A 19,700-nucleotide genomic window follows, 5' to 3' on the forward strand; every position below is an offset into this window, starting at 1 on the left:
CGGGCGAACGACGCTCCCCCGCGTCCGTCCCGCACGGCTCGCTGGGCCGATTGCCGCCCGACGGGCGTTCACCGCGGCTTCAGCCCCGGTCGTACCCCGGGTTCTCCGGCTCGCGCAGCGGCGGTTCGCCGGTCATGTGGGCCGGGGCCAGGACCCGCAGGGCGTGGTAGCCCAGGACCACGATCAGGGTCCCGAGCGCGATGCCGCTCAGCTCGAAGTTGTCGGTGAAGGTCAGGCTGACGTTGCCGATCCCGACGATGAGTCCGGCCGCCACCGGCACGAGGTGCAGCGGGTTGGCGAGGTCGACGCCGGCGCGGACCCAGATCTGGGCGCCCAGCAGGCCGATCATGCCGTAGAGGATGACGGTGATGCCGCCGAGGACCCCGCCGGGGATCGCCGCGACGAAGGCGCCGAACTTGGGGCAGAGTCCGAAGAGGATCGCGAACCCGGCCGCGCACCAGTAGGCGGCGGTGGAGTAGACGCGGGTGGCGGCCATCACCCCGATGTTCTCCGCGTACGTGGTGGTGGCGGGACCGCCCACGGAGGTGGCGACCATGGTGGCCGCGCCGTCCGCCATGATCGCCGTGCCGAGCTGGTCGTCCAGCGGGTCGCCGGTCATCTCGCCGACGGCCTTGACGTGTCCGGCGTTCTCCGCGATGAGGGCGATGACCACGGGCAGGGCGACCAGGATCGCCGATCCGGAGAAGCTCGGGGCGTGGAAGTCCGGCAGGCCGATCCAGCTCGCGTGGCCGACCCCGGAGAGGTCGAGGCGCCAGTGGTCCACGGCCTCGGCGCCGCCCGCCGGGGAGTGGATGCGGCCGAAGATCCGGTCCAGCACCCAGGAGAAGACGTAACCGAAGGCCAGCCCGAGGAAGATCGCGATGCGCGACCAGAAGCCGCGCAGCACCACGAGCGCGAACCCGGTGAAGACCATGGTGGCCAGCGCGGTCCACTGGTCCTGCGGCCAGTAGGTGCCGGCCGTCACCGGGGCGAGGTTGAAGCCGATGAGCATGACGACCGCGCCGGTGACCACCGGCGGCAGCACCAGGTGGATGATCCGCGCCCCGAGTGCGCGCACCACCGCTCCGCAGAGGAAGAGGACGGCTCCGACGACCAGCAGCGCGCCGGTGAGGGTCGACGCGTCGCCGCCCTGGCTCGCGATCACGGCGGCCACACCGACGAACGACAGGCTGCTCCCCAGGTAGCTGGGGATACGGCCGCGGGTGATCAGCAGGAACATGATGGTGGCGACACCCGAGGCCATGACGGCGAGGTTGGCGTCCAGGCCCATCAGCACCGGCGCGACGAAACACGCGCCGATCATGGAGACCACGTGCTGGGCACCGAGGCCGGTCGTCCGGCCCCAGGTCAGCCGTTCACCGGGCTTGACGACCTCTCCGGGCCGGAGGTGCTTCCCGTCGCCGTGCAGCTTCCAGCCGAAGCCCGCCATGATCACTCCTCAGCTCGTGTCACCCCTCCGCGCGCGGGGAACGACGGCGCAAAAGAACATGTCTAGCTGAAATCACACCTGGTAGCCAAAACGTTCATCCTCGCGTACGGGTGACTGGGACGACCTGCGGGGCAACACATCCGGGTCGACGTCGGAGGTGCCGGGCTGCGGGCGGCGCGCCGTTCCGTACGGCCGGCACCCCAAGCCGGCCCAGGTGCTTCCCCGGACGCGACGGGACTTCGCGGACGCGGTCCGGTACGCCGCACCCTCCTTCCGGGACGCCGGGATTCGTCCGATCCGATGAACTCCGGCCCGGTCGCCGTCGCCCCGGGACTACGGCTGGGACGCTGCTGCCATGGCGCAGTCGGAGCAGATCGCGGACGAGGCCCCGCCGGGCCCGGACCCGGCCGTGGAAACGGCACCCACCACCATCACCGACGTGATCGAACGCATGCGGGTCCTCGGGGCACTCTGCCCCGACGGGGACGGCGTAGGGGTCTTCAACCAGGTCTATCTGGCGGTCACCGAGGCCATCGGCGAGGAGTTCGACGCGGGCGGCTTCACCGACCGTGCGGCCACGTCGGTGCTGGACGTCCGGTTCGCCGAGCACTACCTGAGCGCGATCACCACCGCGGAGCGGGGCGGCCCCGCTCCGGAGTGCTGGCGCCCGCTCCTCCAGTTCCGGCGTCACCCCGGCGTACGCCCGATTCAGTTCGCCCTCGCGGGCATCAACGCGCACATCGGCCACGATCTCGCGCTGGCCGTGGTGGACACGTGCCGTACGCTCGGCTGCGCTCCGCCGGACCTGGAGGACGAGTTCGAGCGCGTGGGCGACCTCCTCGTGCTGTTGGAGGAGCGCATCCGCGAGGAGCTGATGCCCGGACCCGATCTGCTGGAGATCGCCGACCCGCTGACCCATCTGCTGACGTCCTGGAGCCTCCAGCGGGCCCGGGAGGGCGCCTGGTCGGCGGCGAAGGTGCTCTGGAGGCTGCGGGCGGTCCCGCCGCTCGCCGAGGAGTTCCGGCAGCGCACGGACGCGGCGGTCGGCCTGGTCGGGCGTTTCCTGCTGACGCCCTGCCGCTGATCCGTCGCTCCCCGGGTCAGTCCTCCGGCAGTTCCACCGGGGCGATCTCGTCGAAGAGGTCGCCGGGGCCGGGGTTGGCCGGGTCGGTGGAGCCGCCGAACTGGTTCATCACGCCCCACACGGCGTTCAGCGCGGTCTGCACCGCACCCTCGGCCCAGCCGGCCGTCCAGGAGATGTCGTCGCCGGCCAGGAAGATCCCCCGCTTGTCGGCGGGCAGCCGGTCCTGCATGAAGTGGGTGAACAGCCGCCGCTGGTAGCGGTAGTGGCCCGGCAGGTTCGCCTTGAACGCGCCCATGAAGAAGGGCTCGTTCTCCCAGGAGACGGTCACCGGGTTGCCGATGACGTGCTTGCGGATGTCGACGTTCGGGTAGATCTCGCCGAGCGACTTCAGCATGACGTCCATCCGCTCCTTCGGGGAGAGCGGCAGCCACTTCAGGCTGTCGTCGCACCAGGTGTACGAGAGGCAGATGACGGCCGGCTTGTCGGGCCCGTCGTCCAGCAGGTACGTACCCCGGGTCATCCGGTCGGTCAGCGTCATCGACATGGTGTCGCGGCCGGTGGTCCCGTCCTTGTCCAGCCAGAAGGGGCGGTCGACGGGCACGAACAGCTTGGACGACTCCATGTAGTGGGTGCGCTCCATCGCCGTCCAGTGGTCGATCGGGAAGAGCTCGTCGTCGCAGGCGATCTTGGAGAGCAGCAGCCAGGACTGCCCGGTGAAGACGACGGCACGGTAGGTGCGGATGTCGCCGTCCGCGTCGGTGACCGTGACGCGGTTGCCCGCGGTGCGGTCGAGGCGGGTGACGGCGGGCCGGGGGTCGCCGCCGTGCAAGGAGGAGAGCGAGGTGCCGAGCGGCCAGTGGACCATTTTCACCGGTTCGCGGTCCCACAGGCGCAGCGGCAGCTGCTGGCTGCCTCCGACGATCCCCCGGTGGTGGTCGTCGGCCTCGGTGTAGACGACCCGCAGGATCTCCAGGATGGAGTTGGGGAAGTCGGTGTCCCAGCCGCCGGTGCCGAAGCCGACCTGGCCGAAGATCTCGCGGTGGCGGAAGGACGTGAAGGACTCCGACGCGCACAGGAAGCCGTAGAAGGTCTGGTTGTCGAGCTGCTCCACGAGCCGGGCCCAGATCTCGCGGATGCGCGGGACGTCCCGCTCGCGCAGGGCCCGGTTCATGTCGGAGAAGTCGGCGCCCTCCTCCAGGCAGGCGTTCCAGGCGGCCGCGACGTCGCGGTAGACCTGGGGCAGGTCGTCGATGGTGCGGGCGTAGTGCGACTCGCCCTTGAGGTCAACGACGGTGGAGGGGGTCGTCGGGGAGAGCGGGTTGGGGAACGGCCGCGTCTCCAGGTCCACCAGGTCGATGTAGTGCTGGAGCGCGGTGGACGAGGGCGGGAAGCGCATCGCGCCCATCTCGGCGGTGAGCGACGGGTCGCAGCCGTCGAAGCCCACGGTGCGCAGCCGGCCACCGATCCGGTCGGCCTCGTAGACGACCGGGCGCAGGCCCATCTTCATCAGCTCGTAGGCGGTGATGATACCGGAGAGACCGCCGCCGATGACCGCGACCTCCTGCCCGTGTTCGGTGGCGGGGATCTGGCCGAGCCCCGCCGGGTGGGCGAGGAAGTCGTCGTACGCGTACGGGAAGTCCGGGCCGAACATGGTGATCGGCGGCGTGGTGTCGGCGTGCGGGACGGCGTTGGGCACCGTGGACGTCATGGGGTACGGACTCCTTGCGGGTACGAGCGGGAGGTGCGGGAGAAGCGGCAGGTGCTCACGCGGGGCGGGCGAGCGGGCCGTACAGCTCCGGGCGCCGGTCGGCGAGGTAGGGGTTGGCGGCGCGCGAGGCGGCGAGGAGGGCGGGGTCCACGTCCCCGGTGACGAGTTCCTCGCCGCGTCCGGCCCGGGCGCGCACCGCGCCGTCGGGTCCGGCCAGGCAGCTCAGGCCGACGAACTCGAACTCGCCTTCCCGGCCGGTCCTGTTGACGTAGGCGATGTACATCTGGCTTTCGAAGGCGCGGACCGGTACGACGGACTCCGCGACGAAGTGGAAGGGGTGCATCTGCGCCGTGGGCACGACCAGCAGGTCGGTGCCGGCGAGGGCGTGCGCCCGGACGTTCTCCGGGAACTCCACGTCGTAGCAGATCAGCAGGCCGACACGGACGCCGTCCACTTCGGCCTGGACGACGGACTGCTCGCCGGGGGTGAACCAGGTGTGCTCGAAGTCGCCGAAGAGGTGGGTCTTGCGGTAGTGGGCGAGGTCGGCGCCGTCGGGGCCGACGAGGCGGGTGGCGTTGTGGATCAGCTCACCGGCGCGCTCCGGATAGCCGTACAGGACGGCGATCCGGTGCCGGGCGGCGAGGGCGGCGACGGCCCGCGCGCCGGGGCCGTCGGCGGGTTCGGCGAGGCGGGGCACGGCGTCGCCGATCGCGTAGCCGGTGAGGTACATCTCGGCTGTCACCAGCAGGTTGGCCCCGGAGGCGGCGGCGCGCGCGGCCGCGGCGTCGAGTGCATCGAGATTCGCGGCCACGTCTCCGGGTGTGCCGGAGCTCTGGAACAGGGCGGTGCGCAACGACGGCATGGCTGACCTCGGGCGGGGCGGCGGGGGACGTATCCGAAGGTACGTTTCGCGCACACCCCCGACAAGGCACGAGCGTTGCGCACCGACCGTCGATCCGTTGCGTGGGACAGCCCTCGGACGGCGATTCGTTGCGTGGGGGGTTCCCGCAGGTCAGGAGGGTGACTCAGGTCTCGGCCCGGAGGGCGGATGGCGGGACGTCAGTCAGTCGGCCGGTGCGCCGGACACGTACCGGCGCACCAGCGGGGAGAGCACCAGGACGGACTTCGTCCGCTCCACGTAGGGCTCGCTCGCGATGCGTTCGAGCACCTGCTCGAAATGGCGCATGTCGGCCGCGAAGACCTGCACGACGGCGTCCGCCTCACCGGTGACGGTGGAGGCGGCGGCGATCTCGGGGTAGCGGGAGAGGCCGCTCCTGATCGCCTCGGGAGAGGTGTTGCGGCTGCAGTAGATCTCGATGAAGCCCTCGGTCTCCCACCCCAGCGCGGAGGGATCGACACGCACGGTGAACGCCGTGATCGCCCCTTGGTCGCGGAGCCGGTCGACGCGGCGTTTCACGGCGGGCGCGGACAGGCCGACGAGGGCGCCGATGTCGGCGTAGGAGCGTCGGGCGTCTTCGGCGAGGGCGTGGACGATGCGTTCGTCGAGGTCGTTCAGGCGCACGTCGGGCGGTTCACTTCTCTGCGAGGGGCTGGTGCGGGGGCGGCGGTGCCGCCCCCGCAGTAGACCATGTGCGCCCCTCGCCGGGGCGCCCACCGCGTGGCGGAGGGATCCGGTGCGGTACTCCGGAGGGGTCAGAAGGGGAACTGCGTGCGGCCCCGCTGGATCGAGATCCACTTCTGGGTGGTGAAGGAGTCGATCGTCGCCTCGCCGTTGAGGCGGCCGAGGCCCGAGTTCTTCACGCCACCGAACGGGACGATGGGCTCGTCGTTCACGGTGCCGTCGTTGATGTGGATCATGCCGGTGTGGATGCGCTGCCCGACGCGGACGCCGCGCTCGATGTCCCCGGTGTGCACGGCGCCGCTGAGGCCGTACGGGGTGTCGTTGGCGATCCGGACGGCCTCGTCCTCGCCGTCGAAGGGCACGATCAGCGCGACCGGCCCGAAGATCTCCTGCTGGAGCACCGGCGAGTCGGGGGAGAGACCGGTGAGCACGGACGGGCTGACCAGGTTGCCGTCCGTGGTGCCCCGCAGCAGCGCGGTGGCGCCGCCCGCGACGGTCTGCTCGACCAGCTTGGTGACGGCCTCGGCCTGCGTGGAGTTGATCAGCGGGCCGATCTGGGTGGCCGGGTCGGCCGGGTCGCCGACGGTCAGGGAGGCGACCTTGGCGACGAACTTCGCGGTGAACTCGGCTTCGACGGACCGGTCGACCAGGATGCGGTTGGCAGCCATGCAGACCTGGCCCTGGTGGACGAAGCGGCTGAAGACCGCGGCGTCGACGGCGTACTCCACGTCGGCGTCGTCGAGGACGATGAGCGCGCTGTTGCCGCCGAGCTCCAGGACGACCCGCTTGAGGTGGGCGGCACCGACGGTGGCCACGTGCCGGCCGACCTTGTCGGAGCCGGTGAAGGAGATGACCTGCGGGACCGGGTGTTCCAGGAGGGCGTCGCCGATCTCGGCGATGTCGGTGACGACGACGTTCAGCAGACCGGCGGGCAGACCGGCGTCCTCGAAGATCTTGGCGATGAGCGTGCCGCCGACGATCGGGGTGTTCTGGTGCGGCTTGAGGACGACCGCGTTGCCGAGCGCGAGCGCCGGGGCGACCGACTTCAGGGAGAGCAGGAAGGGGAAGTTGAACGGGCTGATGACGCCCACCACGCCGACCGGCTCGCGGTAGACGCGGTTCTCCTTGCCCTCGACCGGCGAGGGCAGCAGCTGGCCGGTGGGGCGGAGCGCGATCTGGACGGCCTCGCGGAGGAACTCCTTGGCGAGGTGCAGCTCGAAGGCCGCCTTGAGGCGGGTGCCGCCCAGCTCGGCCACGATCGCGTCACCGATCTCCGGCTCGCGCTCCTCGACGATCCGGAGCGCCTTCTCCAGCACCCCGCGCCGGGTGTACGCGTTGGTCTCGGCCCACGTCCGCTGGGCGCGCTCGGCCGCCCGGTAGGCCTGGTCCACTTCTTCGGCCGTGGCGACCGGGATGGAAGCGAGCTTCTCCCCGTCGAACGGGTTGAAGTCGATGATGTCCCAGGAGCCCTTGCCGGGCCGCCACTCACCGTCGATGTACTGGTGGGCCAGGTCAGTGAAGAAGGACATGAGATCCCTTACCGCAGAGTGGGCGGGTGACTGAACGGGGCTCATATTACTTACGTCGTAGACGAGTTGAAGCAACAGACCGGCCAGACAGGGGCCTTGGCCGGACAACGGGCGTACGACCGTGCCCCCCGCGGTCGATCACCGCGGGGGGCACAGGAGTTGCCGGGATGCCCGACGGACCGGCCGGGTCAGTTCCAGCTGGCGTGGAGGGGCTTGCCCTCCGCGTATCCGGCGGCGCTCTGCACGCCCACGACGGCCTTCTCGGCGAACTCCTCCAGGGAAGCGGCGCCGGCGTAGGTGCAGGACGAGCGGACGCCCGCGATGATCGAGTCGATCAGGTCCTCGACGCCGGGGCGCGAGGGGTCCAGGAACATCCGCGAGGTGGAGATGCCCTCCTCGAAGAGCGCCTTGCGGGCCCGGTCGTAGGCCGACTCGTCGGACGTACGGTTCTTCACCGCGCGGGCCGAGGCCATGCCGAACGACTCCTTGTAGTACCGGCCGTCGGCCGACTGCTGGAGGTCTCCGGGCGACTCGTACGTACCGGCGAACCAGGAGCCGATCATCACGTTGGACGCGCCGGCCGCGAGGGCCATGGCCACGTCGCGCGGGTGGCGGACACCGCCGTCCGCCCAGACGTGCTTGCCGTACTTCTTCGCCTCGGCGGCGCACTCCAGGACCGCGGAGAACTGCGGCCGGCCCACACCGGTCATCATCCGCGTGGTGCACATGGCGCCCGGGCCGACGCCGACCTTGATGATGTCGGCGCCCGCCTCGATGAGGTCGCGCACACCCTCGGCCGCGACGATGTTGCCCGCGACGATCGGGACGCGCGGGTCGAGGGCGCGCACCGCGCGGACCGCGCTGATCATGGATTCCTGGTGGCCGTGGGCGGTGTCCACGACGAGCGTGTCCACCCCTGCGTCCAGGAGCTGCTTGGCCTTGCCCGCGACGTCTCCGTTGATCCCCACGGCGGCGGCGACACGCAGCCGGCCGCGGGCGTCCGTGGCGGGCGTGTAGAGGGTGGCGCGCAGCGCGGCCTTGCGGGTGAGGATGCCGACGAGGCGCCCCTCCGCGTCGACGGCGGGGGCGAGCTTGCGGTTGGCGTTGTCGAGGCGGTTGAAGGCCTCGCGGGGGTCGATGTCCGCGTCCAGTACGACCAGGTCCCTGGACATGACCTCGGAGAGCTGCGTGAAGCGGTCCACACCGGTCAGGTCGTGGTCGGTGACGACGCCGACCGGCTTGCCGTCCTCGTCCACCACGACACCGGCGCCGTGGGCGCGCTTGGGCAGCAGCGAGAGGGCGTCCGCGACGGTCTGGCCGGGGGCCAGCACGATCGGGGTGTCGAGAACGAGGTGGCGCGTCTTGACCCAGGAGATGACCTCGGTGACGACCTCGATCGGGATGTCCTGCGGGATGACGACGAGGCCGCCGCGACGGGCGACTGTCTCGGCCATCCGCCGGCCGGCGATGGCGGTCATGTTGGCCACCACCAGCGGGATGGTCGTCCCGGTGCCGTCGGGTGCGGAGAGATCCACTCCTTGGCGCGATCCGACCGCCGAACGCCCCGGGACCATGAAGACGTCGTCGTACGTGAGGTCGTACGGGACGGAGGGGGTGTCTGAGTAGCGGCCGGTGCCAGGTTCGAGAAAACGCATGACACCCATCGTTCCACGGGAATCGCCGCAGGTCGCCCCGGAAAAGGCACAGCGATGGCCACCAACGCTCGTAGATTCCTACGAGAGCGCAGGGCGGCCGCCGGCCGGGTCACATCCCGACCGGCGGAACCTACCCCGATCCGACGGCGCGCACACACCACCCCCAGACAATCGAACACGATTCGAATACCCGGTGATCCTCCAGGCTGGACCAGGTGACAAGCAGTCAGGTAGTTTCACCATCCGCAGGTCTTGGGGGTGCCCGGGACGCAGATGGAACGTTCTGGCCGCCCGTCACGCGAATGACCGGAGAGGACCCGGATCCGCCCGTGGAAAGTGAACTGCCGGACATTTACTGCCCGTTCCCCCAGCGCACGAATCCGCATGTCGGGCACACCCGAGAGCACCTCGACAGCTGGACGCGCAGTACCGGGCTGGTCCACCGCGAGTCCGCGCGCGAGCGGTTCGAACAGGCCGACTTCGCGGCGTTCGTCGGCATGGTCCACCCCACGGCGGACCCCGCCCAGCTGGATCTGGTGGCCGACTGGTTCGTCTGGCTGTTCCTCGTCGACGACCAGCTCGACGACGGCCATCTGGGCCGCGACCCCGAACGGGTGCGGGACGTGGTCGCCCGGATGCGTGCCGTGGTGGACGGCACCGCCCCGGCTCCGGAGGCGGGCGAGGAGCTGCCCCGAGCCGTCGTGGCCCTGGCGGATCTGTGGGAACGCACGACTCCGCAGCGGGCCCCGCACTGGCGCAGCCGCTTCGCCTACCACCTGCTGGCGTACCTCAACACGGCCACGACCTGGGAGGCCGGGAACCGCGCGGACCACGTCGTCCCGTCCGAGGAGACGTACATCGCCAAGCGGCGTCACACCGGGGCGATACAGGTCTGCATGGACCTCATAGAGATCGTCGCCGGGATCGAGGCGCCGGAATCGATCCACAACGACCCCCGGTTCATCACCGCACTCGAAGCCTCGTGCAACGTCGTGTGCTGGGCCAACGACATCTACTCCTACGAGAAGGAGCAGGTGCTCGGCGAGATCCACAACCTCGTCCACCTGGTCCGCCACCACCGCGGGCTCGGCGAGCAGGAGGCGCTGGACCTGGTCGCGGAGCGGATCGCCACGGAGACGGAGCGATTCCTGACCGCGGAGGACGAACTCCTGGAGCTGTACCCCACGCTCACCGGCATGCTGGTGCCCTATCTGGACGGCATGCGCAGCTGGATGCGCGGCAACCTCGACTGGTCCATGCAGACGCCCCGGTACAACCCCGCCGACGTCAGCCAGTACGAGGAGCCCGGGCAGTACCTGGAGGAGACGGTGCTCGGCATCGCGGCCGACCACGCGGGCCACGCGGGCCACACGCGGGGCTGAGCGGATCTCCGTCCCGGCACGGCGAAGAGGCCGGCTACCCCGTGACGGGGTTGCCGGCCTCTTCCCGCGTACGGGAGTCCGTCACTGGCCGTCGGGGTCGGCCCGTTCCAGGGCGGGCCGGATTCCGGCGGCGGACTCGGTCAGCAGGTAGTCGGCGGCGGCCGTGTCCGTCACGAGGCTGGTCACCAGGCCGGAGCGGAGCACGGCTCCGATCGCCGCCGCCTTGCGCTGGCCGCCCGCGATGGCGACGACCTCCGGGATGCGGCGCAGCCGGTCGGCCTCCACGGTGATGCAGCGCTCGCCGAGATCCCGGCCGACCCGGCGCCCGTCGGCGTCGAAGAGGTGGGCGGACATCTCCGCCGCGACGCCGAGGGAGGCGTAGTGGGCGCGTTCCTCGTCCGAGAGCATGTCGTGGACGGTGGAGATGCCCGGCTCCCAGGAGCCGATGGAGACGGCCGCGACGGTGACCTTGTCGAAGTAGTCGAAGGCGCGCGCGATCCCCGTCTGGTTGCGGAGCGCGGCGGCGGTGGCCGGGTCCGGCAGCAGCATCGGGGCGTAGATGGGGTGCGCCTCGCCACCGGAGACCTGGGCGGCCCTGCGGACCGCTTCCACCGATCCGCGCTCGGCCGTTCCCGCGTCGTACACGCCCGTCAGCTGGACCACCGTGCACGGCGGCAGCTGGTCGAGTGCCGCCGCCATGTGGATCGTGGACCGGCCCCAGGCCAGTCCGAGGACATCGCCCTCGGTCACCAGTTCGCCGAGCAGATCGGCCGCGACCTCACCCAGGTTCTCCGGGTCGGGGGCGTCGTCCTGCTCCTCCGCCGGCGACTCCACGACGACCGCGTGGCGCAGCCCGTACCGGGACCGCAGCGCGTCGGAGCGCTCCGCGTCCAGCTCGGCCGGCACCCGGATCTCGATGCGCACGAGATCACGTTCGAGAGCCGTCTCCAGGACCCGGGCCACCTTGAAGCGGCTGACGCCGAACTCCTCGGCGATCTGGATCTTGGACTTGCCCTCCAGATAGAACCGTCGAGCCATGGCCGCCGCCTGCACGAGCTCCGCGGGGCCCATCCGCATGGCTGACCGACCCGCCGAGATGCCAGACACCGCGATCTCCTCACTGCTGTTCACAAGCCCGCTACGCCGTTCATCCTGTCAGATCCGGCGACCTGGATCGGCCTCGTCGGGCCGCGTTCATCTGCCCTTGGCTCAGTGGCCGCATGCCCAGGGGGCGGAGGCCGTCGCCGTCTCCGCCTTCGCCCGCAGCGCGCGCACCGCCTCGGCCGGGTCGGACGCCCCGTACACCGCCGAACCCGCGACGAACACGTCGGCGCCCGCCTCGGCACAACGCTCGATGGTCTCCGCGGAGACCCCGCCGTCGATCTGCAGCCACAGGTCGAGACCGTGCTTGGAGATCAGGTCCCGGGTGCGACGGATCTTCGGCAGCATGATGTCGAGGAACGCCTGCCCGCCGAAGCCCGGCTCCACGGTCATGATCAGCAACATGTCGAGCTCGGGGAGCAGGTCCTCGTACGGCTCGATGGGCGTGGCCGGCTTGAGCGCCATCGACGCGCGTGCGCCCTTGGCCCGGATCTCCCGCGCGAGCCGGACCGGGGCCGCCGCCGCTTCCACGTGGAAGGTGACGGAGCCGGCCCCCGCCTCGACGTAACCCGGCGCCCAGCGGTCCGGGTCCTCGATCATGAGGTGGCAGTCGAGCGGGGTGTCGGTGGCCCGGCTCAGCGACTCCACGATGGGCAGACCGAGGGTCAGGTTGGGCACGAAGTGGTTGTCCATCACGTCGACGTGGAGCCAGTCGGCGCCCTGCACCGCCTTCGCCTCATCGGCGAGACGGGCGAAGTCGGCGGAGAGAATGCTGGGGTTGATCTGGGCCATGCCCCAAGCCTGCCATGCTCCGGACCGCTTCCCCGCCACGGGGAGCCCCAAAGCCTCACGGGGTGGTCACGGTTCGGGCAACGCACGCCGTTCGCGCTCCCGTATGCCGGAAGGGGCACCGCCCGGATCGCGCTCGGGGCGCGCCCCGTCGCCCGGGGCGCGTCCGGCCGGTCAGCCGGTACGCCGCAGCACCGCGAGGTACATCGCGTCGGTGCCGTGCAGATGGGGCCAGAGCTGGACGTCGGGGCCGTCGCCCAGCGCGGGGACACCGGGCATCAGGGGGCGGGCGTCCACCCACTCGGCCTCGACCGGGTCGCCGCCTCGCCCCTTCAGGACGTCCTCCACCACGGTCCGGGTTTCGGCGAGGTGGGGCGAGCAGGTCGCGTAGCCGACGACTCCGCCGACCCGTACCGCCTTGAGCGCCTCGCGCAGCAGTCCGCGCTGGAGCGGGGCGAAGCTCTCCAGGTCCTCGGGCCGGCGGCGCCAGCGTGCCTCGGGGCGGCGGCGCAGGGCGCCCAGGCCCGAGCACGGCACGTCCATCAGGATGCGGTCGAAGGTGCCGGGCAGCCACGGCGGGCGGGTGCCGTCGGCGGTGATCACCTGGTACGGACCCGGGTTGCCGGCCAGTGTCCGCTCCACGAGCCGCGCACGGTGCGGCTGCTTCTCGGCGGCGAGCAGGGCGGCGCCCCGCCCGGCGGCGAGCGCGGCCAGCAGCGCGGCCTTGCCGCCGGGACCGGCGCAGCCGTCGAGCCAGCGGGTGTCGTCGCCCTCCAGCGGTGCGTTGGCGAGGGCGGCGGCCACGAGCTGGCTGCCCTCGTCCTGCACACCGGCCCGGCCGTCCCGTACGGCGGCCAGCGCGCCGGGCTCGCCGCCCTCGGCCATGCGTACGGCGTAGGGCGACCAGCGGCCCGGGAGCGACTGGTCCTCGCCCAGGGCTTCCACGAGCTCGGCGGTGGTGGACCGGCCGGGGCGGGCGACCAGAGTGACCTCGGGGCGTTCGTTGTCGGCTTCGAGGAGGTCCTCGATCCCGGCCCGGCCGCCGCCGAGGGAGTCCCACAGGGCGGAGACCACCCAGCGCGGGTGCGAGTGGACCACGGCCAGGTGGGCCTCGGCGTCCTCGTCGAAGGGCGGCGCGACCTGGTCGAGCCAGGCGTTCAGGTCCTTCGCGGTGACCTTGCGCAGCACCGCGTTGACGAACTTGGCCCGCCCCTCCCCCAGCACCACGCGCGCCAGCTCGACGCTGGCGGAGACGGCGGCGTGGGTGGGGATGCGGGTGCCGAGCAGCTGGTGCACGCCCATGTTGAGCACGTCGAGCACCGGCGGGTCGACCTCGCGCAACGGCCGGTCGATGCAAGCCGCGAGGATCGCGTCGTACGTGCCCTGCCGGCGCAGCGTCCCGTAGACCAGCTCCGTCGCCAGCGCCGCGTCGCGGCTGTCGAAGTCGCCCTTTCCACGGGCCTTCTTCAGCAGCGGGGGCAGGACGAGGTTGGCGTAGGCGTCGCGCTCGTCCACCGCCCGCAGGGCCTCGAACGCCAGGAACCGCACCGGGTCCTTCTTGGGGCGGCGGTGGGGCTGGGCGGGACGGCGACGCGGCTGGTCGTTCACGTGAAAGGTGCTCCGCTGATGGTGAGAGGACGAACCCGACCAGCCTACGTCGCCACCGGCCGGGTGAGGGAACGAGCCAGGTGGTGTCCGCCGGATCAAGGCCATGATCCGGCGGACACCACCTGGGGCCTGTACAGGCCCTAATCCCCGAGCAGCTCACCGGGGGCGATGCGGACCCCGCGCGCCCAGTCGGCGGCCTGCATGGGCTTCTTGCCCTGGGGCTGCACCCAGAGCAGCTCCACGGCGTGCGAGCCGGTGCCCACGTACACGTTCTTCTTGGCGGCGGAGATCTCGCCCGGGGCGAGGTCGCGGCGGTCGAGCACGGGGGTGGCCTGGACGATCTTGAGGCGCTCGCCGCGGAAGAGCGTCCAAGCGCCGGGTGCGGGAGTGCAACCGCGCACGATCCGGTCGACCCGCAGCGCGGGCGCCGACCACTGGACCTGGGCGTCCTCGACGGTGATCTTCGGGGCCAGGGTGACCCCTTCGGCCGGCTGGGGCACTGCGTGCAGGGTGCCGTCCTCGATGCCGTCCATCGTCGCGACGAGCAGCCCCGACCCGGCGAAGGCGAGCCGGGTCAGCAGATCCCCGCTGGTGTCGGTGGGGCGGACCTCCTCGGTCAGCACCCCGTAGACGGGGCCGGAGTCGAGCCCCTCCTCGATCAGGAAGGTGGACGCCCCGGTGACCTCGTCCCCCGCCATCACGGAGTGCTGCACGGGGGCGGCGCCGCGCCAGGCGGGGAGCAGCGAGAAGTGCAGGTTGACCCAGCCCCGGGCGGGGATCTCCAGGGCCGCCTTCGGCAGCAGTGCCCCGTAGGCGACGACCGGGCAGCAGTCCGGGGCGATCTCCCGGAGCCGCGCCAGGAAGTCCTCGTCGCGCGGCCGGACCGGCTTGAGGACCTCGATCCCGGCCTCCTCGGCGCGCTCGGCGACCGGGCTGGCGACCAGCCGCCGCCCCCGGCCCGCCGGTGCGTCGGGCCGCGTGACGACGGCGGCCACCTCGTGGCGCCCGGAGGCGATCAGGGCGTCCAGGGCGTGGACTGCGACCTCGGGGGTGCCTGCGAAGACGAGCTTCATGGCTGGCTGACTGCCTCTCGGGGCGTGCGGTGACGAGCAGCGCACCAGTCTATGACCCCCCGCTCCCGGATCCTCCGCGTGGCGGCGGCAGCGCCGGTCACCCGGCCGAGCGGATCTCCACCGGGGGCGCACACGCGGCGTACGCCCGGCGCACATGTGGAAACGGCCGGAGAGCGTGACCCCAAGGGCGGCTCGGGCGTTGGTCAAAGGAGATTGACCGAAGCGAGTCGCCGCAGTGCGGCGGCCCGATCCCTTTCAACGCCGGTTCGAGAGGCTTCATCCATGGCCGACCACGCAACGCACGACGCCCAAGCGCGGGCCAGTCTGCATCTCCTGGTACGGGACATCGAGCGGGTCAGGCGGCAGGTTGACGCGCTGCGCACCCTCACCGCGCAGCTGGGCAACGTCTACCGTCCGCGCCGCTCGGGCCCCTCCGCGGGCTTCGTGGTCTACGGACGGGCCCCCGCCCCCACGGTCCGTCTGGCCCAGGAGCTGCGGGACAGCGTCGAGACGCTCGTCACCGCGGCGGTCGACTTCGACCGCTCGCTGGGCTTCTCCTGGGACGCGGTGGGCTCGGCCCTGGGCGTCACCAAGCAGGCGGTGCACCGCCGTTACGGCGCGCGTCGTACGACTCCGCAGCCCGCCGGGGAGGCCGCCGAGGCCACGGCCGGGCGCTCCGCACCGCCCACCGCCGAACCCGGGCCCCCGCACGGCGCGGGAACGCCGATGCCGACCGTGCCCGCGGCCCGGTCGATGCCTCCGCAGCCCGCCCCGGGCGCACCGCTGCGCGCGGAGATGCGGCCGGGCGTCTTCCCCGGCCCGCGCAACGGCTGACGCACCACCGGCCGGCACGCCAGTCGGCGGGCACTCCCCCGGCCGGCGCACCCACCGGCCGACGCACCAGCGACCGGCGCGCCCTCAGCCGACAGACCATCGACCGACCCGCACACGCGTTCCCCCGGGCCGGACGCACCGCCACGCGCACCGGCCCGTACACACCCTCGCGGTCCGCCCCGGGAACGCCCGGAACCGCCCGGCCTCAGCCGATGTCGGGCGGATCGATCCTGATGCGTACGGGCTCCGCACCGCCCCTGGCCGTCCGCGCGGCCTGAGCCGTCTTCAGCGCGGCGGCGAGCGCGGCACCACGCCCGGGGACCACCCGGATCAGCAGCCTCTCCCAGGTCTCGCCCTGCGGCGCGTCCCCGGCCCGGCGCCCTCGCCCCGGTCCGGCGGAGGGCACTGGTACCGGCCCGAGGATCTCGGCCTCCGGCGGCAGGCTCGCGCTCTCCAGGAAGGCGGTGAGCGCCCCGGGCGAGCCGGTCACCGAGGCCATCCGGGAGACGGGCGGGAAGCCGAGTTCGGCCCGCTCGGCCAGCTCCCGGCGGGCGAACCCGGCCGGGTCCCACCGCACCAGGGCCTGGACGGGGCCGAGTGTCGGTTCGGCCACGACGACCACGGCGCCGCCCTCCTCCTGGCCCCGGACCAACGAGGCGGCGGCGATCCAGCGGCGCAGCGCCTCCTCGCCCGCCCGGAGGTCGGGCCGGCCGAGCATGGCCCAGCCGTCGAGCAGCAGGGCCGCCGCGTAGCCGCCCTCGGCGACGGGCTCGGCGCCGGGTGTGCTCACCACGAGGGCCGGTTCGTCCGGCACCTCGTCCAGGATGTGATCGCGTCCCGAGGTGCGGACCGGCACCTTGGGGAAGGCGCGGCCGAGCTCGTCCGCCGTCCGCCGGGCCCCGACGATCTGCGCGCGCAGCCGATGGGCCCCGCATGCGGCGCAGTGCCACGCGTGCTCGGGCCGCCCGCACCAGGCGCAGTCGAGTTCCCGCTGGTCCTGGGCCTGGAGCGGTCCGGCGCAGTGCCGGCAGCGGGCCGGGGTCCGGCAGCGCTCGCAGGCGAGCCGGGGGGCGTACCCCCGGCGCGGGACCTGCACCAGTACCGGGCCTTCGCGCAGCCCGTCGCGCGCCGTCTGCCAGGCCAGGCTCGGCAGCCGGGCGGTGCGCGCGGCGCTGTCCCGGGCGAGCTGTTCGTCGCCGATCGTGCGGATCAGGGGGGCGACACGCCGTACGTGGTCGCGGGGGGCGGTCAGGGGCAGGGCCCAGCCGGTCTCGACCAGCTGCGCGGCCTCCACCGTGCAGCCGGTGGCGCCGAGGAGGAACCCGCACCGCCCGTGGGAGGCCCGGAGTTCCAGCACCTCCCGGACATGGGGGAAGGGGGCGTTGTCGTCGCTGTGGCTGGAGTCCCCGTCGTCCCAGATCACGACGAGCCCGAGGGACACGACGGGCGCGAACATCGCCGCCCGGGTCCCGACCACCGCCCGCACCGAGCCGCGCCGGACGGCGAGCCATTCGCGGTACCGCTTCTCCGGGCCGGATTCCGCGGTGAGCAGGGCGTGCAGGCCGGGGCCGAGCAGAGCGGTCAGGGCCGCGTCGACCCGTCCGGCCGTCCTGCCGTCCGGGACGACGACGAGGGCGCCGCGACCCGAGGCGAGGGCGGCCGCGACGGCGCGGGCGATCTCGTGCGCCCACTGCGGTCCGGGCAGGGCGGTCCACACCGCCCGGGGTGCGCCGCCCTCGGCGAGCGCGCGCAGGAAGCCGGGTCCCTGGGCGTACCGCTCCCAGCTGCCGGGCGCGGGGGGCGGGGGCGGCGGCAGCGGGAGGGGCGAGGGTTTGCCCTCGGCGCGGCCGTTGCGCGGCGGCACCGCCAGCTGGAGCACGTCGGCGAGGCTGCCGGCGTACCGGTCGGCGACCGCTCGTGCCAGCCCCAGCAGCTCCGGCCCGAGGACCGGCTCCGGCGAGACGACGTAGGCGAGCGCGGCCAGCGTGCCCTGGTAGTCGGACTCGGCCCGCCGCTCGACCAGGAATCCGTCGATCAGCCCGCCGCCCTCGCGCCGGCCGCCCCTGACCTGGCGTCCGCCGGCCCCGAAGCGGACCCGGACGCGGACGCCGGGCTGTGCCTGGGCGTCGAGTTCCTCGGGCACGGCGTAGTCGAAGTACTGGTCGAGATGGAGGACGCCCTTGTTCACCAGGACGCGGGCGACGGGCAGCTCGGCGGCGAGCGGCGCTCCGCGCCAGGTACGCGGCTTGGCGCGCGGCACCTTCGCCCGGCGCACGGTCTCCCGGATGAGCGCAAGCTGCTCCGGCATGCCGTCCCCGGGCTCGTCCGCCCGCTCGTCCTCGCTGCTCACAGCCACATTCCTACCAGAGGGGACCGACAGCGCCCGGGGGACGACGGACGGCCGGGGTCCGGACACCGTGCTGGTGTCCGGACCCCGGCCGTTTCATGACCGTGCGGGTCCGCCATGACGGACCGGCGGTGATCAGAGACCGGCGGCCGCGCGCAGCGCGTCGATCCGGTCGGTGCGCTCCCAGGTGAAGTCGGGGAGCTCGCGGCCGAAGTGGCCGTACGCCGCCGTCTGGGCATAGATCGGGCGCAGCAGGTCCAGGTCGCGGATGATCGCGGCCGGACGGAGGTCGAAGACCTCGCCGATGGCGTGCTCGATCTTGTCGATGTCGACCGCGGCGGTGCCGAAGGTCTCGACGAACAGACCGACCGGCTCGGCCTTGCCGATCGCGTAGGCGACCTGTACCTCGCAGCGGGCGGCGAGGCCGGCCGCGACGACGTTCTTGGCCACCCAGCGCATGGCGTACGCGGCCGAACGGTCCACCTTCGACGGGTCCTTGCCCGAGAAGGCACCGCCGCCGTGGCGGGCCATGCCGCCGTAGGTGTCGATGATGATCTTGCGACCGGTGAGGCCGGCGTCGCCCATCGGGCCGCCGATCTCGAAGCGGCCGGTCGGGTTCACCAGGAGGCGGTAGCCCTCCGTGTCGAGCTTGATGCCGTCCTCGATGAGCTGCGCCAGCACGTGCTCGACGACGAACTCGCGGATGTCGGGGGCGAGCAGCGAGTCGAGGTCGATGTCCGAGGCGTGCTGCGAGGAGACCACGACCGTGTCGAGCCGGACGGCCTTGTCACCGTCGTACTCGATGGTGACCTGCGTCTTGCCGTCGGGGCGCAGGTAGGGGATGGTGCCGTTCTTGCGGACGTCGGAGAGACGGCGGGAGAGCCGGTGCGCCAGGTAGATCGGGAGCGGCATCAGCTCGGGGGTCTCGTCGCAGGCGTAGCCGAACATCAGCCCCTGGTCGCCCGCGCCCTGCTTGTCGAGTTCGTCGTCCTCGACGGCCGCCGCACCGAGCACCCGCTTCTCGTACGCGGTGTCGACGCCCTGGGCGATGTCCGGCGACTGCGCTCCGATGGACACCGAGACGCCGCAGGAGGCACCGTCGAAGCCCTTCTTGGAGGAGTCGTAGCCGATCTCCAGGATCTTGTTGCGCACGAGGTTGGGGATGTCGGCGTAGGCCTTGGTCGTGACCTCACCCGCGACATGCACCAGACCAGTGGTGATCAAGGTCTCGACGGCGACGCGCGAGGTGGGGTCCTCGCGCAGGAGCGCGTCGAGAATCGTGTCGCTGATCTGGTCAGCGATCTTGTCGGGGTGACCCTCGGTGACGGACTCCGAGGTGAAGAGGCGGCGGGACACATCGCTCCCTGGGGTTGCAGCGGCTGCTGGCTGATCATGGGTGGAACGGTCGGGAGCTGCGCCCGGCACGTTCCGCGAGCAGTTTATCGGTCGCTTCCGACGGTTGGGCCACACGTCTCGCCCCTTGGGAGCGCTGTGACGTGCGGCACCGACTTTTCCGGGCGGCGGACCCTCCCGCGGAAGCACGGTGGAGACCCATTTT

At 72.2% G+C, this 19,700-nt stretch carries 15 protein-coding genes; 3 read left to right on the forward strand and 12 right to left on the reverse strand.

Annotated elements, in window-relative coordinates:
• Nucleotides 1–79: 79 nt before the first annotated feature.
• Nucleotides 80–1,450, reverse strand: coding sequence for a uracil-xanthine permease family protein (locus ACFYPN_RS14000; protein ID WP_389298290.1), 1,371 nt, complete (start codon nucleotides 1,448–1,450; stop codon nucleotides 80–82).
• Nucleotides 1,451–1,805: 355 nt separating this feature from the next.
• On the opposite strand from ACFYPN_RS14000, the gene ACFYPN_RS14005 reads away from it, so the two are divergent.
• Nucleotides 1,806–2,534, forward strand: a complete 729-nt coding sequence (locus ACFYPN_RS14005; protein ID WP_358760945.1) for a DUF5995 family protein — start codon at nucleotides 1,806–1,808, stop codon at nucleotides 2,532–2,534.
• Nucleotides 2,535–2,550: 16 nt separating this feature from the next.
• Here ACFYPN_RS14005 and ACFYPN_RS14010 read toward each other — a convergent pair whose 3' ends face one another.
• The 5 genes from ACFYPN_RS14010 to ACFYPN_RS14030 form a co-directional block, all read right to left on the reverse strand.
• Nucleotides 2,551–4,242: an NAD(P)/FAD-dependent oxidoreductase gene (locus ACFYPN_RS14010; protein ID WP_358760946.1), complete on the reverse strand. Its 1,692-nt coding sequence runs from the start codon at nucleotides 4,240–4,242 to the stop codon at nucleotides 2,551–2,553.
• 55 nt (nucleotides 4,243–4,297) lie between these two features.
• On the reverse strand, nucleotides 4,298–5,104 hold the full coding sequence (locus tag ACFYPN_RS14015; protein ID WP_389298292.1) for a carbon-nitrogen hydrolase family protein: 807 nt from the start codon (nucleotides 5,102–5,104) through the stop codon (nucleotides 4,298–4,300).
• Nucleotides 5,105–5,305: 201 nt separating this feature from the next.
• Entirely contained in the window at nucleotides 5,306–5,764 is a 459-nt protein-coding gene (locus ACFYPN_RS14020) for an Lrp/AsnC family transcriptional regulator (RefSeq protein ID WP_358760948.1), read from the reverse strand.
• 131 nt (nucleotides 5,765–5,895) lie between these two features.
• Entirely contained in the window at nucleotides 5,896–7,353 is a 1,458-nt protein-coding gene (locus ACFYPN_RS14025) for an aldehyde dehydrogenase family protein (protein ID WP_358760949.1), read from the reverse strand.
• 188 nt (nucleotides 7,354–7,541) lie between these two features.
• Nucleotides 7,542–9,008 carry a GuaB1 family IMP dehydrogenase-related protein gene (locus tag ACFYPN_RS14030; protein ID WP_389298295.1) on the reverse strand — a complete coding sequence of 489 codons (1,467 nt, stop codon included), beginning with the start codon at nucleotides 9,006–9,008 and terminating at the stop codon, nucleotides 7,542–7,544.
• Nucleotides 9,009–9,337: 329 nt separating this feature from the next.
• Here ACFYPN_RS14030 and ACFYPN_RS14035 point away from each other — a divergent pair, with 329 nt between their 5' ends.
• A complete protein-coding gene (locus tag ACFYPN_RS14035; protein ID WP_358760951.1) occupies nucleotides 9,338–10,390 on the forward strand; it encodes a terpene cyclase in 1,053 nt (350 codons plus the stop codon).
• Between the two features lie 81 nt (nucleotides 10,391–10,471).
• On the opposite strand, the gene ACFYPN_RS14040 is transcribed toward ACFYPN_RS14035, so the two are convergent.
• The 4 genes from ACFYPN_RS14040 to fmt form a co-directional block, all read right to left on the reverse strand.
• A complete protein-coding gene (locus tag ACFYPN_RS14040) occupies nucleotides 10,472–11,467 on the reverse strand; it encodes a sugar-binding domain-containing protein (RefSeq protein WP_358760959.1) in 996 nt (331 codons plus the stop codon).
• 132 nt (nucleotides 11,468–11,599) lie between these two features.
• Entirely contained in the window at nucleotides 11,600–12,283 is a 684-nt protein-coding gene (gene rpe / locus ACFYPN_RS14045) for a ribulose-phosphate 3-epimerase (RefSeq protein WP_358760952.1), read from the reverse strand.
• 171 nt (nucleotides 12,284–12,454) lie between these two features.
• Entirely contained in the window at nucleotides 12,455–13,888 is a 1,434-nt protein-coding gene (locus ACFYPN_RS14050) for an RsmB/NOP family class I SAM-dependent RNA methyltransferase (protein ID WP_389298297.1), read from the reverse strand.
• Between the two features lie 140 nt (nucleotides 13,889–14,028).
• Nucleotides 14,029–14,961, reverse strand: a complete 933-nt coding sequence (gene fmt, locus ACFYPN_RS14055) for a methionyl-tRNA formyltransferase (RefSeq protein ID WP_389298299.1) — start codon at nucleotides 14,959–14,961, stop codon at nucleotides 14,029–14,031.
• Nucleotides 14,962–15,243: 282 nt separating this feature from the next.
• Between fmt and ACFYPN_RS14060 the strand changes: the two genes are divergently transcribed.
• Nucleotides 15,244–15,795 (forward strand): hypothetical protein, encoded by a 552-nt coding sequence (locus tag ACFYPN_RS14060; RefSeq protein WP_389298301.1) that lies wholly within the window; start codon nucleotides 15,244–15,246, stop codon nucleotides 15,793–15,795.
• Nucleotides 15,796–16,000: 205 nt separating this feature from the next.
• Here the strand turns inward: ACFYPN_RS14060 and ACFYPN_RS14065 are convergent, their stop codons facing one another.
• Both ACFYPN_RS14065 and metK read right to left on the reverse strand, forming a co-directional pair.
• Nucleotides 16,001–18,145, reverse strand: coding sequence for a primosomal protein N' (locus ACFYPN_RS14065; protein ID WP_389298303.1), 2,145 nt, complete (start codon nucleotides 18,143–18,145; stop codon nucleotides 16,001–16,003).
• A gap of 132 nt (nucleotides 18,146–18,277) precedes the next feature.
• A complete protein-coding gene (gene metK / locus ACFYPN_RS14070) occupies nucleotides 18,278–19,498 on the reverse strand; it encodes a methionine adenosyltransferase (protein WP_358764411.1) in 1,221 nt (406 codons plus the stop codon).
• Between the last annotated feature and the right edge of the window lie 202 nt (nucleotides 19,499–19,700).

Origin of the sequence: Streptomyces sp. NPDC005576, from assembly GCF_042871745.1 — a bacterium.
Taxonomy (GTDB): domain Bacteria; phylum Actinomycetota; class Actinomycetes; order Streptomycetales; family Streptomycetaceae; genus Streptomyces.